The 14,315-nt window shown below is 66.7% G+C and carries 16 protein-coding genes; 11 read left to right on the top strand and 5 right to left on the bottom strand.

Going from position 1 to position 14,315, the window contains the following annotated elements; genetic code table 11:
- Nucleotides 1–3: 3 nt before the first annotated feature.
- The 3 genes from DFQ59_RS07340 to nfi all read right to left on the bottom strand — a co-directional run bounded on the left by DFQ59_RS07340 (nt 4) and on the right by nfi (nt 2,570).
- Complete coding sequence (locus tag DFQ59_RS07340) at nt 4–594, bottom strand: NapC/NirT family cytochrome c (RefSeq protein WP_114279015.1); 591 nt, start codon at nt 592–594, stop codon at nt 4–6.
- 86 nt (nt 595–680) lie between these two features.
- The gene (locus DFQ59_RS07335; protein WP_114279014.1) at nt 681–1,406 is read right to left on the bottom strand and encodes a c-type cytochrome; all 726 of its coding nucleotides are present in this window, start codon (nt 1,404–1,406) and stop codon (nt 681–683) included.
- 492 nt (nt 1,407–1,898) lie between these two features.
- A complete protein-coding gene (gene nfi, locus DFQ59_RS07330) occupies nt 1,899–2,570 on the bottom strand; it encodes a deoxyribonuclease V (RefSeq protein ID WP_114279013.1) in 672 nt (223 codons plus the stop codon).
- A 121-nt stretch (nt 2,571–2,691) separates the two neighbouring features.
- Here nfi and DFQ59_RS07325 point away from each other — a divergent pair, with 121 nt between their 5' ends.
- A complete protein-coding gene (locus DFQ59_RS07325; RefSeq protein WP_114279012.1) occupies nt 2,692–3,261 on the top strand; it encodes a DUF1134 domain-containing protein in 570 nt (189 codons plus the stop codon).
- A gap of 252 nt (nt 3,262–3,513) precedes the next feature.
- Here the strand turns inward: DFQ59_RS07325 and DFQ59_RS07320 are convergent, their stop codons facing one another.
- Nucleotides 3,514–4,059, bottom strand: a complete 546-nt coding sequence (locus DFQ59_RS07320) for a Smr/MutS family protein (RefSeq protein ID WP_114279011.1) — start codon at nt 4,057–4,059, stop codon at nt 3,514–3,516.
- Between the two features lie 163 nt (nt 4,060–4,222).
- Between DFQ59_RS07320 and prmB the strand changes: the two genes are divergently transcribed.
- The 4 genes from prmB to DFQ59_RS07300 all read left to right on the top strand — a co-directional run bounded on the left by prmB (nt 4,223) and on the right by DFQ59_RS07300 (nt 7,976).
- The gene (prmB, locus tag DFQ59_RS07315; protein WP_114279010.1) at nt 4,223–5,140 is read left to right on the top strand and encodes a 50S ribosomal protein L3 N(5)-glutamine methyltransferase; all 918 of its coding nucleotides are present in this window, start codon (nt 4,223–4,225) and stop codon (nt 5,138–5,140) included.
- A 43-nt stretch (nt 5,141–5,183) separates the two neighbouring features.
- Nucleotides 5,184–5,501, top strand: a complete 318-nt coding sequence (locus DFQ59_RS07310) for a general secretion pathway protein GspF (protein WP_114279009.1) — start codon at nt 5,184–5,186, stop codon at nt 5,499–5,501.
- Between the two features lie 87 nt (nt 5,502–5,588).
- Nucleotides 5,589–6,977: an oxygen-independent coproporphyrinogen III oxidase gene (hemN, locus tag DFQ59_RS07305; RefSeq protein ID WP_114279008.1), complete on the top strand. Its 1,389-nt coding sequence runs from the start codon at nt 5,589–5,591 to the stop codon at nt 6,975–6,977.
- Nucleotides 6,978–7,493: 516 nt separating this feature from the next.
- The gene (locus DFQ59_RS07300) at nt 7,494–7,976 is read left to right on the top strand and encodes an REP-associated tyrosine transposase (protein ID WP_114279007.1); all 483 of its coding nucleotides are present in this window, start codon (nt 7,494–7,496) and stop codon (nt 7,974–7,976) included.
- A gap of 503 nt (nt 7,977–8,479) precedes the next feature.
- Here the strand turns inward: DFQ59_RS07300 and DFQ59_RS07295 are convergent.
- Nucleotides 8,480–9,055 (bottom strand): TetR/AcrR family transcriptional regulator, encoded by a 576-nt coding sequence (locus DFQ59_RS07295; RefSeq protein ID WP_114279006.1) that lies wholly within the window; start codon nt 9,053–9,055, stop codon nt 8,480–8,482.
- Nucleotides 9,056–9,132: 77 nt separating this feature from the next.
- Between DFQ59_RS07295 and DFQ59_RS07290 the strand changes: the two genes are divergently transcribed.
- The 6 genes from DFQ59_RS07290 (at nt 9,133) to DFQ59_RS07265 (ending at nt 14,258) form a co-directional block, all read left to right on the top strand.
- A complete protein-coding gene (locus tag DFQ59_RS07290; protein ID WP_114279005.1) occupies nt 9,133–9,588 on the top strand; it encodes a PaaI family thioesterase in 456 nt (151 codons plus the stop codon).
- Nucleotides 9,589–9,637: 49 nt separating this feature from the next.
- Entirely contained in the window at nt 9,638–10,747 is a 1,110-nt protein-coding gene (gene aroC / locus DFQ59_RS07285; RefSeq protein WP_114279004.1) for a chorismate synthase, read from the top strand.
- 205 nt (nt 10,748–10,952) lie between these two features.
- Nucleotides 10,953–12,095, top strand: coding sequence for an MFS transporter (locus tag DFQ59_RS07280; RefSeq protein WP_114279003.1), 1,143 nt, complete (start codon nt 10,953–10,955; stop codon nt 12,093–12,095).
- 229 nt (nt 12,096–12,324) lie between these two features.
- Nucleotides 12,325–12,996: a cation diffusion facilitator family transporter gene (locus tag DFQ59_RS07275; RefSeq protein WP_114279002.1), complete on the top strand. Its 672-nt coding sequence runs from the start codon at nt 12,325–12,327 to the stop codon at nt 12,994–12,996.
- A 67-nt stretch (nt 12,997–13,063) separates the two neighbouring features.
- Complete coding sequence (locus DFQ59_RS07270; RefSeq protein ID WP_114279001.1) at nt 13,064–13,480, top strand: DUF4399 domain-containing protein; 417 nt, start codon at nt 13,064–13,066, stop codon at nt 13,478–13,480.
- Nucleotides 13,481–13,583: 103 nt separating this feature from the next.
- Nucleotides 13,584–14,258, top strand: coding sequence for a Fe2+-dependent dioxygenase (locus DFQ59_RS07265; protein ID WP_114279000.1), 675 nt, complete (start codon nt 13,584–13,586; stop codon nt 14,256–14,258).
- The last annotated feature ends 57 nt before the right edge of the window (nt 14,259–14,315 follow it).

The following is a 14,315-nucleotide window of genomic DNA, read 5'->3' as shown; positions in this document are numbered from 1 at the left end:
GGTTCAGTCGTCCCGCGGCGGCAGCCGGTGGGTCAGTCCGCGGTGGCAGTCGATGCAGGTCTTGCCCTCCTGGATGGCCTCGGGATGGCGCTGCTGGGCCCGTGGCCGCTGATCCTTGAACTGCATGGTGTCGTAGGCGTGGCAGTTCCGGCACTCGCGGGAGTCGGTGGCGCGCATGCTGGCCCACACCCGTTCGGCCAGCTCTGCGCGGTGCGCCTCGAACTTCTCGGGGGTGGCGATGGTGCCGATGAGCTTGTGGTATATCTCACGGCTGGCCTTGATCTTGCGCACCACCTTGGCTCCCCATTCCCTGGGTACATGGCAGTCCGAGCAGATGGCGCGTACACCGGAGGGATTCTTGTAATGGGTCGATTCGATGTACTCCTGGTAGACGGTCTGTTCCATCTCATGGCAGGAGATGCAGAATCCAAGCGTGTTCGTCTTCTCCATGGCCCAGTTGAAACCGCCCCAGAACAGGACGCCGAACACCGCGCCGGCGATGAACAGCAGCGCAACCGGGTGGCGCGCCGACGGCCGCCAGAGCGCACGCCAGAGGCGTCCGAGCCGGGACCGATTGCCCTCAGACCCCGTCATCAGGTTTCTCCTTGTTCAATACCCGGACGGCGCACGCCCCGCGAAGTGGGGTTCGCGGGGCGGGCCTGGTGTACTGCTTGACTCTGTCAGCGCGGCAGGGTCTGCAGGTGGGCGACGATGTCGGCGGCAATCTGGTGATCGAGGGCGCGCAGCGCCGGCATGGCTTCGCCGGGCTGACCGTTGAGGACCTTCGACATCATCTCCGGGCCGTTGGAGGCGACACTGCCGAGGGGGTCGGCGTCGGCGACCTTCTTGCCATCCACGCCGTGGCAGCCGGCACAGATGGTGTCGAAGTAGACCTTGCCCTGGGCGGCATCGCCCTTGGACTTGAGCGAGGGGTAGTCGACGTACTGGTGCATGTCGACCTGGCCGTTGGCGATGAAGTTGGCGAGATCCATCACATCGGCATCGGTCAGCATGGCGGGGGTGTAGCCGTGGGTCTGGTCACGGATGATCGCCGCGACGGCGGCCGGATCCTTGCCGGCGTAGCCCTGCACCCCGGCAATGCCGGTGGCATGCTTGCCTTCGCTGTAGGCGCCATCCTTGCCCTGGAGATCCCAGCCGTGGCACTCCTTGCAGCGCCAGGTGGCATCCCCCTTGTAGTTCTCACCGGGATAGGCCGGGTGGGTTTCGGTCGGCTTCTCGGCCTCGTTCACGGCCCACCACTTGTCGTACAGGCGGCCGCCACGGGCGATTGATGCCTCGTCGGCCGTCGCCGTGGCCATGGTTCCCGCCAGAAGCCCGGCGATGGCGAGGAGGGAGACGGAGATTCTCAATACGGGTACCGGAAAAAGAGCCTGGTGCAGTTTCATGGGTCATTCCTCTCTGGCATTACAGCCTATTTATAGTTTTGAGTATTTATTAATATTCATATTTTCATACAGAGAGTTACATTACCTTCTGTATGATTGTCTGAAGCTAGCAGGCCCGGTGGCCGCAGGCAAACCGGCTGTCGCCGTCAGGCTCCCGCCGGGCGTCAAATCGCAGCTGTTTTCGCCGGATACGTACCCGGAAACCAGGGTGCGCCGGTTGAATCCGGTCTGGCTGGAGAAGATGGACGGACGGGGTTGTCGGACTACAGGCGAAAAGCCTGTTTAACAGCAGATTACGCTGATCACAGTAAGCGCCGGAAAGGCCGGTGGTTTAGCCGGGACACCCGGGCCAGGTAACTGCGGGGATAGCCCCATCCCTTTCGCAGAAGCCCGGGGTTGCCACTGCACGTCTAGCGTGTCTCCAAATAATCTGCGTAAATCAGCGTAATCTGCGGTTAACAGGTTTTTTGGTTTTAATCCGGCACATCCTGTCTATTCAACTGCCGGCCCGGAGGCGAGGCGGTGGGCCCAGCGGGTGGTTTCGGGGAGGCGGTAGCGGGGGGTGCAGTCGAGCACCAGGCGGATGCTGGTCTCCAGGCAGACGCGGTGGCCGGGCGAGATGTAGAGGGGCTTGACGCCGCGGCGGGTGCGGAGCACGGCGCCGATGATCTCGTCGCCGTCCAGCAGCGGCGTCCAGTCGCCCTTTTCGTTGCCGGGTTCGGCGTGGGTGCCCACCAGGCGGCTCTTGGCCACCCCGATGGCGGGCAGGTCGGTGAGCAGGCCGAGGTGGCAGGCGATGCCGAAGCGGCGGGGGTGGGCGATGCCCTGGCCGTCGCACAGCAGCATATCGGGGGTGGTCCGGATCCGCTCCAGGGCATCGAGCACGGCGGGAATCTCCCGGAACGAGAGCAGGCCCGGGACGTAGGGAAAGGAGGTGGGGCGACGGGCGATGGCGTGATCCACCAGTTCGAGCCCCGGGTAGCCGAGCACCGCCACGGCGGCGCGGGTGATGGTGTTGCCCGCCTCGAAGCCCACGTCCACACCCGCCACGTGGCGCAGGGGACCGAATCGGTCCGCCAGCACGATTTCGTTCCGCAGCCGCTGCTGCAGCGCAATCGCCTCGCGCGGGCTGAGATCCCAGGCGTGCGGGGGAAGGGTATGCATGGCGGCATGGTCGTCCAGGTCGGCTGGGGGATCAAGGGAGGAACGGCGCTCCGCGGTCCGTTGTCGTATGATTCAGGGGCAGGCTGCAATTGGACGCATACAACAAATCAGGAGTGATGCCATGAAGGCTTATGTACGCAATCTGCTGTTTATTCTCGGTCTGCTGGCTTTCGGTACGGTTTCCTTCGCGGCGGAGGAGGCGGAGGAGGACACCTACGATCAGGATTCGGTCCTGCAGGCGGCCGAGGAGTTCTTCGGCGAGGCCTCCTCGGGCCTGGCGAACATCATCGAGAAGGTGTTCAAGGAGCAGGGCCGGCCCAACGGCTTCATCAAGGGCGAGGAGGCCAGCGGCGCCATCGGCGTCGGGCTGCGCTACGGCAACGGCACCCTCACCCTCAAGAACGGCGGTTCGCGCAAGGTCTACTGGCAGGGCCCGTCCATCGGCTGGGATCTCGGCGCCAACGCCTCCAAGTCCTTCACCCTGGTCTACCACATGAAATCCACCGACCAGATCTTCCAGCGCTACCCGGGCGTCGAGGGCACCCTCTACTACGTGGGCGGCTTCGGGGTGAACTACCAGCAGTCCGGCGACGTCATCCTCGCCCCCATCCGCGCCGGCGTCGGCCTGCGCGCGGGCGCCAACGTGGGCTACCTCCACTACACCCGCAAGAAGTCCTGGGTGCCGTTCTGATTATTGTTGCTTGAATAGACAGGATTTACAGGATGAAAAAAGCATGGTTATCCGCAGATTACGCAGATTACGCAGATTAGGGTAAGGACTGGAACGGCCGCCCGGTTGTTCAGGGACTGGACTACAGGGATAGACACATCCCTTTCGCAGGAGTCCGGGTTTCCACTGCACGTCAGTACCGCCTCCAGATAATCTGCGGTTAAACAGGTCTTTTGCTTTTAATCCTGTTCATCCTGTCTATTGAAGAACTTTTCATCCACGCTTGAGGAGCACGTAGACGGCGCCGGTGCCGCCGTCCACGGGGCGGGCGGTGCAGAAGGCCAGCACCTCGTCGCGCTGGCGCAGCCAGTGGTTGAGCTTGGCCTTGAGCACCGGCTGGCGGTTGCGGGAGCCGCGTCCCTTGCCGTGGATGACGCGCACGCAGCGGACGGCGTGGATGCGGCACTCGCGCAGGAACTCGGCCAGGGCCGCGCGGGCCACCGCGGCGGTCATCCCGTGCAGGTCGAGCTCGGCCTCCACCGGGATCTGGCCCCGGCGCAGCCGGCGCAGGACGCTGTGCTGCAGGCCCGGGCGCCAGTGGAGCAGTTCCTCGCCGGTCTCCAGCTCCGCCGGATCGTGGTTGTCCGAGAGCATGTCCACCAGCACCTGGGCCTCGTCGCGCTGGCGCTGCAGCGCGGCCGGGGGCGGGGCGGGCGGACGCAGCGGCACCTTGTCCTGGGGCAGCGGGCACACGTCTCCCACCACCTCCTGGAACAGGTGGACATCCTCCGGTCTGACGCTTCTCTTCTTCCTGCTCATGGGTCCGAATCGGCGTTCTGGCCGCGCCCCTTGCCGCGAATGGGGACAGTCCGGCTGAAACATGGCTTTACTGTCGGGATGGTTAGTATCATACGCAGCCGGCACGGGGTAACCCAGTGCACCGGCCACCTGTCCGACCTTTGACCGATCCGGGAACGAATTGATGCATCGAGAGGCCGTTGAACACCTGCACACCGTGCTCGATTTCATCCGCTGGGGGGCGAGCCGCTTCAACGCGGCGGGGCTGACCCTCGGCCACGGGACCGACAGCGCCTGGGACGAGGCGGTGGCGCTGGTGCTGCACGCCCTCCACCTGCCCCCGGACGCCGACCCCCGCATCATGGGCGCGCGCCTGACTCCCTCGGAGCGCGGCGAGGTGGCGGAGCTGCTCCGGCGGCGGGTGGAGGAGCGCATTCCCGGCCCCTATCTCACCCACGAGGCCTGGTTCGCGGGGTTGCCTTTCTACGTGGACGAACGGGTGCTGGTGCCGCGCTCACCCATCGCCGAGCTCATCGGCAACGGATTCGAGCCCTGGCTCGATGCCGACCGGGTGGATCGCATCCTGGATCTCTGCACCGGCAGCGGCTGCATCGCCATCGCCTGCGCCCTGGCCTTTCCCGACGCCCTGGTGGATGCCGTGGACATCTCCCCCGAGGCGCTGGAGGTGGCGGCCATCAACGTGGAGCGCCACGGGCTGGAGGAGAGCGTGGAACTGTTCCGCTCCGACCTGTTCGAAGGGGTGAAGGGGAGGCGCTACGACCTGATCGTGAGCAATCCCCCCTACGTGGACGCCGAGGACATGGCGGAGCTGCCCCCGGAGTTCCGCCATGAGCCGGAGCTGGGCCTGGCCGCGGGGGCGGACGGGCTGGACGTGGTGGTGCGCATCCTGGCGCAGGCTTCTGACTACCTCGCGGCGGATGGTATTATCGTGGTCGAGGTGGGCAACAGCGAGGCGGCCCTGGCCGCGCGCTTCCCCCAGGTGCCGTTTCTCTGGCTCGACTTCGAGCACGGCGGCCACGGGGTCTTCCTGCTCACCGCCGAACAGCTCAGGCGGCACCGTTCCGCTTTCACCGCGGCGTGAACAGGGTTACGCAGCCACGCCGCAGCCGCAGCAGGAGATCCGCATGCATCGAGCCAAGACCGCCGAGGAGTACGTGGAGCTGATCCGCCAGGCCCTGATCGAGGTGGAGGAGCTGCGCGCCTCCTTCGAGTGGGACCTGGACGACATGTCCCGGATCCCCGGTTTCCTGGACCCCCTGGAGCAGAGCCTGGCCGGCCTGCTGAAGAAGATGGAGGCCGGCACCTACATCTGGGCCGACGGCGATCTGCCGTTCATGCCGCTGGTGCGCCGGAACAGCACCAAGATCCCCTTCGCCGACCTGCTCGACACCATCAACGAGACCCACCTCAAGGGGCTCGACGTGGAGCAGGCCGGGAGCTGAGGCCGCGCACGCCCGCACAACCCGACACACGACCCATACACCGCCGCCCGGGCGGACGACGAGGCATCGGGCCTCGGGAGCAGAATCATGGAACAGACCATCGTCTTCGACCAGGACCTCATCCGGAAATACGACAAGTCCGGTCCCCGCTACACCTCCTATCCGACGGCGGTGCAGTTCCACGACGGCTTCGATGCCGCCCGCTACCGCGAGGTGGCCGAGGCCACCAACCGCGAGGCCGGGCCCCGGCCCCTGTCGCTCTACTTCCATATTCCGTTCTGCGACACGGTCTGCTTCTACTGCGCCTGCAACAAGGTGGTGACCAAGGACCGCGCCAAGGCCCAGCCCTACCTCGATCGCCTGTACCGGGAAATCGAGCTGCAGGGGGCGCTGTTCGACCGCTCCCGGCCCGTGGACCAGCTGCACTGGGGCGGCGGCACGCCCACCTTCATCGCCCACGACCAGATGCGCGAGCTGATGCGGGTCACCGGGGAGCACTTCACCCTGCGTGACGACGACACCGGCGAGTACTCCATCGAGATCGACCCGCGCGAGGCCACCGCGGAGACCATCGCGCTGCTGCGGGACATCGGTTTCAACCGCATGAGCCTGGGAGTGCAGGACTTCGAGCAGCAGGTGCAGAAGGCGGTCAACCGCATCCAGTCGGAGGCCGAGACCTTCATGGTGCTGGAGGAGGCCCGCCGCCGGGGCTTCAAGTCCATCAGCATCGATCTCATCTACGGCCTGCCGTTCCAGACCGTGGAAAGCTTCGGACGCACCCTGGAGAAGATCATCGACGTGGCCCCGGACCGGCTGTCGGTGTTCAACTACGCCCACCTGCCGGAGATGTTCATGCCCCAGCGGCGCATCAACGCCGGGGAGCTGCCCTCGCCGGCGGAGAAGCTGGACATCCTCCAGCACACCATCGAGCGCCTCACCCAGGCCGGCTACGTCTACATCGGCATGGACCACTTCGCCCGTCCCGACGACGAGCTGGCGGTGGCCCAGCGCGACGGCACCCTGTACCGCAATTTCCAGGGCTACTCCACCCACGCCGAGTGCGATCTCGTCGGCCTCGGCGCCACCTCCATCGGCATGGTGGGCAACACCTACGGCCAGAATCTCAAGGGGCTGGAGGAGTACTACGCCGCGCTGGACGCCGGCAACCTGGCCGTGTTCCGCGGCGTGGAGCTGAACCCTGACGATCTGCTCCGCCGCGACGTCATCACCCGCCTCATCTGCCACTTCCAGCTGCGCTTCGCCGACGTGGAGTCACGCCACGGCATCCGTTTCGCCGACTACTTCGCCACCGAGCTGAAGGAGCTGGAGAGCCTGGAGGCCGACGGCCTGGTGCGTCTGGCCGCCGACGGAATCACCGTCCAGCCCGCCGGCCGGCTCCTGATCCGCAACATCTGCATGACCTTCGACCGCTACCTGCGCGAGCAGAAGCAGCGGCGCTTCTCCAAGGTAATCTGAACACGCGGGAAACGGTCCGGGGGTAGGGGATAAGGGATAAGGGATAAGGGATAAGGGATAAGGGATAAGGGATAAGGGATAAGGGATAAAAATCGCCGCAAGGGCGCGCCTCCCACAAGGGTGCCGGGGTTCGGCGCTGTGCCCGGCGGGATGAATCCCGCCCTACGACAGGGGCGGTGCGACGGGTTGCGCGGCAGGACCGTAGGTGCAGATTCATCTGCTCAGGGGCGCCGGGGTTCGGCACTGTGCCCGGCGGGATGAATCCCGCCCTACGACAGGGGCGGTGCGACGGGTTGCGCGGCAGGACCGTAGGTGCAGATTCATCTGCTCAGGGGCGCCGGGGTTCGGCGCTGTGCCCGGCGGGATGAATCCCGCCCTACGACAGGGGCGGTGCGACGGGTTGCGCGGCAGGACCGTAGGTGCAGATTCATCTGCTCAGGGGCGCCGGGGTTCGGCACTGTGCCCGGCGGGATGAATCCCGCCCTACGGCCGAAGATGACGGAAGGAGGACAAGGAATGTCCTATGCGGGATTGAGTATTGGTCGTCGTTCCATCCCTGGGCAGGCCTATGTCATAACGACGGTCACCCATCATCGCCAACCGATTTTCCTCGACTATCGCCTGGGTCGTCTTGTCGTTATGGAGATGCGAAAGCTCCATGCCGCGGGTGACGCCACGACGATGGCGTGGGTCCTCATGCCGGATCATCTCCACTGGCTGTTCCAGCTCGGAGAGGGTCAGACGCTTGGAAATGTTCTTCGCCAAGTGAAAGCCCGTTCGGCCCACAGGATTCGGCATCAGATCGGAGGTAGTGGACCGGTCTGGCAGCGTGCATATCATGATCATGCTTTGCGTAGGGATGAGGATGCACGAACAGTGGCTCGCTATGTTCTCGCAAATCCACTACGCGCCGGATTGGTCGACAGCCTGGCCGAATATCCTTTGTGGGACGCTATCTGGCTACAGGGCCATTGCGGTGATGCCGATTTGGCGGGATGAATCCCGCCCTACGACGGGGGCGGCACGGCGCGACGGGATCGCGCGGCAGGACCGTAGGTGCAGATTCATCTGCTCTGGGGCGCCGGGGTTCGGCGCTGTGCCCGGCGGGATGAATCCCGCCCTACGACAGGGGCGGTGCGACGGGATCGCGCGGCAGGACCGTAGGTGCAGATTCATCTGCTCAGGGGCGCCGGGGTTCGGCACTGTGCCCGGCGGGATGAATCCCGCCCTACGACAGGGGCGGTGCGACGGGTTGCGCGGCAGGACCGTAGGTGCAGATTCATCTGCTCTGGGGCGCCGGGGTTCGGCGCTGTGCCCGGCGGGATGAATCCCGCCCTACGACGGGGGCGGCACGGCGCGACGGGATCGCGCGGCAGGACCGTAGGTGCAGATTCATCTGCTCAGGGGCGCCGGGGTTCGGCGCTGTGCCAGGCGGGATGAATCCCGCCCTACCGATATATGGCGTTATGGCGGTGGATCGGTATCTCTACCGCCGCGGCGAGTCAGGGCGATTCGGTGAGGAGTTCCGCGGCGCTTTCCCGCAGGGCATCGTGGCTTCCGGCCGCGGCAGGGGCGAGCAGGCTCTGGCCGAAGACGTAGGCGTAGAACAGGTAGGCCCGGGTCCGGGCCTCGCCGGTCCCGTATCCCAGTTCCCCGAACAGTCCGCTCACCACGGCGAGGCGTTCGGCATCGACCGCCGCGACGACCGCCGCGGCCTCGGCATCCCGCCGGGCCCACTCGCGCACGGCCATTTCGATGGCCATGCCGCGGGGGTTCACCCGCCCCTCGTAGCGGGACAGCAGCCCCAGCAGGCGCTCCCTGGGCGTCTCCGTCCCGTTGCCGGCGTGGCGGTGGATGGCAGCCATGCGCCCCTCCCGCCAGCGTTCCAGCAGTTCGGCAAAAAGGGAGGGGCGGTCGCGGAAGTGCCAGTAGAAGCTGCCCTTGGTCAGCCCCAGCCGCTTGGCGAGCGACTCCACCCGCAGCCCATCCACGCCGCTCTCGGCAAGGGTGTCGAGGGCGGCTTCCAGCCAGGCTTCGCGGCCCCGCGGGGCGCGGGTCTCGGAGGGTGTCCGGGTCATGGCCGTACGGTAGCGTATTGACGGGGTCCGGCGCAAAACATACGCTTCCGTATGGATGGTCTGTACGGAGGTTTCCCATGAGCGGATACACGCCCGCCGATCCCGCCTACCGGCAGCGGGTGGAGCGTAGTTTTCAGCGCCAGGCCTTCATGAGCACGCTGGGTGCGCGGCTGGTGGAGGTGGCGCCCGGGTTCTGCGAGATCCAGATCGACTACCAGCCGGCCCTGGGACAACAGCACGGTTTTCTCCATGGGGGCGTGGTGGGAGCCCTGGCGGATACCGCCGCCGGCTATGCCGCCTATTCGCTGATGCCGGAGGACAGTTCGGTGCTCACGGTGGAGTACAAGCTGAACCTCCTCTCGCCCGCCCGGGGGGAGCGGTTCGCCGCCCGTGGCCGGGTGGAGCGGGCCGGGCGCAACCTGAGCGTGGTCCGGGCCGAGGTGAGGGCGCTCGCGGAGGCCGGGGAGAAGAGCGTGGCGGTGATGCTGGCCACCATGATCTGCCTGCACGGGCGTGCCGATGCGCCCGGGTAGGGCAGAAAGAGGCTGGGAAGTTCTCCGAATCCCGCTACAATAACGCCCCATGTCAGGAAACACATACGGAAAGCTGTTTACCGTCACCACCTTCGGCGAGAGCCACGGCCCCGCGCTGGGCGCCATCGTGGACGGTTGCCCGCCGGGGCTGGAGCTCAGCGAGACGGACCTGCAGCGGGATCTCGATCGCCGCCGGCCCGGCACCTCGCGCCATACCACCCAGCGCCGGGAGGCGGACCAGGTGCGCATCCTCTCCGGGGTGTTCGAGGGGCGCACCACCGGTACGCCCATCGGCCTGCTGATCGAGAATACCGACCAGCGCTCCAAGGACTACGGCACCATCATGGACCGTTTCCGCCCGGGCCATGCCGACTACACCTACCAGCAGAAATACGGACTGCGCGATTACCGCGGCGGCGGGCGCTCCTCGGCCCGCGAGACCGCCATGCGGGTGGCCGCCGGCGGCATCGCCAAGAAGTACCTGTGGGACTGCTGCGGCATCCAGATCCGCGGCTACCTGGCCCAGCTGGGGCCGATTCCCCTGGCGCTGCGCGACTGGGACGCGGTGGAGACCAATCCCTTCTTCTGCCCGGACCCGGAGCGGATCCCTGAACTGGAGGCCTACATGGACGCCCTGCGCAAGGAGGGCAACTCCATCGGCGCCCGGGTGAACGTGGTGGCCACCGGCGTGCCGCCGGGGCTGGGCGAACCCATCTTCGACCGCCTGGACGCCGATCTCGCCCACGCGCTGATGTCCATCAACGCGGTCAAGGGGGTGGAGATCGGCGCCGGGTTCGCCTGCGTGGAGCAGAAGGGGACCGAGCACCGCGACGAGATGACGCCGCAGGGGTTCCTGAGCAACCATGCCGGCGGCGTGCTCGGCGGCATCTCCTCTGGCCAGGACATCGTCGCCTCCCTCGCCCTGAAGCCCACCTCGAGCCTGCGCCTGCCCGGGCGCAGCGTGAACCTGGACGGGGAGCCCGTCGAGGTGGTCACCGAGGGGCGCCACGATCCCTGCGTCGGCATCCGCGCCACCCCCATCGCCGAGGCGATGATGGCCATCGTGCTGATGGATCACCTGCTGCGCCACCGCGGCCAGAATGCCGACGTGCGCAGCGCCACCCCGGTGATCCCCGGCAGCGTTCAGAGAGACGGATAAGGGATAAGGGGTAATGGACAAGGGACAAGGGACAAGGGATATAGGTGAAGGGTGAAGTGTGAAGGGTGAAGGGCGGAACCGGCTGCCCTTTCCCACGCCGGCCCCAGCGCGTCGATGTTCACCGCCTGGTTTTCCTTTTGCCCTTATCCTTTAACCTTTCTCCATTGACCATTAACCCTCATCCCTGATTTCCAATCCATCAGTCATGCCCTACTGGCGCCTGTCCGGCTTCTACCTTTTCTACTTCGCCGCGCTGGGTGCGCTGCTGCCCTATTGGAGCCTCTACCTGAAGGGGGAGGGGTTCGGGGCGCAGGCCATCGGCGAGCTGATGGCGATCCTGATGGCCACCAAGATCATCGCCCCCAACCTCTGGGGCTGGCTCGCCGATCGCAGCGGCCGGCGCATGGCGGTGGTGCGGCTGGGCTCCCTGGCCGCGCTGGTGACCTTCACCGGCGTATTCCTCGGCAGCGGCTATGGCTGGCTGGCGCTGGTCATGGCCCTGTTCAGCTTCTTCTGGAACGCGGTGCTGCCCCAGTTCGAGGCCACCACCCTGAGCTACCTGGGCCGCGAGGTGCACCGCTATGCCACCGTGCGCCTGTGGGGCTCCATCGGCTTCATTCTCACCGTGGCCGGCGTCGGCCTGGTGCTCGACCGGTTCGGCACGGGGATACTGCCGTGGGTGCTGCTGGCGGTGTTCGGCGGTATCTGGCTCTCCAGCCTCTCGGTGCCCGAGCACAACGGTTCGCCCCATCCCCATGAGCACGTTCCGCTGCGCCGCGTGCTGGCCCGTCCCGAGGTGATGATCTTCCTCGCCGCCTGTTTCCTGATGCAGGCGAGCCACGGCCCCTACTACACCTTCTACACCCTCTACCTGGAGGACCACGGCTACAGCCGCGGCCTCATCGGCCAGCTCTGGGCCCTGGGGGTGGTGGCCGAGATCAGCCTGTTCCTGCTGGTGCCGAGATTCCTGCCGCGCTTCGGCGCGCCGCGGGTGCTGGTGGCGAGCCTGGCGCTGGCGGCCCTGCGCTGGGCCATCATCGGCACCCAGCCCGAACACCTCGGCATCATGCTCTTCGCCCAGCTGCTGCACGCGGCCAGCTTCGGCAGCTTCCATGCCGCGGCCATGCACCTGGTGCACCGCTTCTTCGTGGGGCGGCACCAGGGGCGCGGCCAGGCCCTCTACAGCTCGCTCTCCTTCGGGGCCGGCGGGGCGGTGGGGAGCCTGGCCAGCGGCTACCTGTGGGAGAGCGCCGGGGGAGGCAACACCTACCTTGTCGCCGCCGCCGTGGCCGCGGTGGCCGCGGCCGCGGTGGGGGTGGGTCTGCGCGGGACGGCCGGGGAGCCCTGAGCGCCGTCCGGTTGGCGGCCAGGTCGCCGCCGCCGTTCTCCGCGCTTCCATCAGTGCCGCCGGGGGAGACTGGCCATGCAGGCCGGCCGGAGTAGAATGCAGGCCAGCGTACTGCTTCACTCCTGGAGGTGCTTTCGGGCGAGCCGCTGAATGTGCCCCCAGGAGTGAAGCATTACACTCGTGCGGTGTGTCGACACCGGGACCCTGGCAGAAGAAAGGCTGAAACACGATGCAGACCATTGAGTTCGTCCGGCCCGGGCTGGCCGCCGAGCGCCAGCACTGGTACCGGATTGCCGCCTGGCTGGCGGGGATCACCATCGGCTACAACATTGTCGAGGGGCTGGTTTCCGTCTATTTCGGCTTCGCCGACGAGACCCTGGCCCTGCTCGGCTTCGGGGTGGACTCCTACGTGGAGGTCATCTCGGGCCTTGGCATCTGGCACATGATCCGCCGACTGCGCACCCATGGCGATGGCGATCCCGATCCCTTCGAGCGCCAGGCCCTGCGGGTGACGGGAACCGCCTTCTACCTCCTGGCCGCCGGCCTGGTGACCACCGGGGCGGTCAACCTCTACCAGGGGAACGCGCCGGTCACCACCTTCTGGGGCGTGGTCATCTCCCTGGTCTCCATCACCGGCATGTGGCTGCTCATCCACTACAAGATGAAAGCGGGACGGGCGCTGGGCTCCGATGCCATCCTGGCCGACGCCGCCTGCTCCCGGGCCTGTCTCCAGTTCTCCCTGGTGCTGCTGGCCGCCAGTGCCGGCTACGCCCTCACCGGCATCGGCGGCATCGACTCGGCGGGTGCCCTGATCATCGCCCTGCTGGCCGTGCGGGAGGGCCGGGAGGCCTTCGCCAAGAGCCGCGGCAAGTCCGCCTGCGGCTGCAACAGCTGTACCTGAGTAATGTACTATGCTTTCTCCCTGCAGAACCGAATAAAACAACCACGATCTGCCGAGGAGAATGACCATGTACAGAAAGTTCGCCGGCCTGCTGGCGGCCATGCTGCTTGCCAGCCCCCTGGCCCTTGCGGCGACTCCCGCGCCTGAAGGGGCGGCGGTCTATTTCATCGAGCCCGCCGACGGGGCGGAGGTGACCAGCCCGGTCACGGTCAAGTTCGGGCTCAAGGGAATGGGCGTGGCCCCGGCCGGGGTGGAAAAGGCCGCCACCGGGCACCATCACCTCATCATCGACGCGGATCCCCCGCCCGCCGGGCAGCCCGTGCCCTCGAACGACAACTACCGCCACTTCGGCGGCGGTCAGACCGAGGTGAGCCTGGACCTGGCCCCCGGCACCCACACCCTCCAGCTCATCATGGGCGACATGGCCCACATTCCCCACGATCCGCCGGTGATGTCGGAGCGGATCACCATCACGGTGCAGTGAGGCCCCCCATCCGTGGCAGGGAAGGGGCGGTGCCTCCTTTCCCTGTCCACGGCATGCACCTAGGTTATGATCCGCAGCTGATCACGCTGACGGAGATACCCCCATGCTCATCACCATTCCCCGGGTGCTCGCCCCGGAGGAGATCCGCTCCATCCGCGCGGCGCTGGACGGCGCACCCTTCGTGGACGGAAAGCTCACCGCCGGCTTCGCCGCCGGCCGGGTGAAGCGGAACCTGGAGCTGGAGCGGGAATCGGAGCTGCGGGCGCGCCTGGCGCAGCAGGTCATGGGCCGGCTGCTCGGCAACGAGATTTTCCAGGCCGCGGCGCTGCCCTACCGGGCCTCCACCCCCATCTTCGCCCGCTACGTGCCGGGGATGTTCTACGGCGACCACGTGGACGACCCGGTGATGGGCACCTTCGGCCAGCGCTACCGCTCCGATGTCTCCCTGACCGTCTTTCTCAACGACCCGGACGCCTACGAGGGCGGGGAACTGGTCATCCGCACGCCCTTCGGCGATCAGCAGGTGAAGCTGCCGGCCGGGGACGTGGTGGTCTATCCCTCCTCGAGCATCCACCGGGTGGCCGAGGTGACCCGGGGCGAGCGGCTGGTGATGATCACCTGGCTGCAGAGCATGGTCCGCGACCCCGCCCGCCGCGAGCTGCTCTGGGAGCTCTCCCGCGCCCGCGAAACCCTGCTGCGGGAAGCCCCCCAGGCGGACCACACCGGCCAGGTGGATCGCAGCTACGTCAACCTCCTGCGCATGTGGAGCGAGGTCTGAGCACGGACCTCAAAACCTGACTATGCTCATCAAATACCATATGAAAACAACAACAAT

Source organism: Thioalbus denitrificans, assembly GCF_003337735.1.
GTDB classification, from domain to species: Bacteria; Pseudomonadota; Gammaproteobacteria; order DSM-26407; family DSM-26407; genus Thioalbus; species Thioalbus denitrificans.
This window is presented reverse-complemented; position numbering and strand designations above follow the sequence as displayed.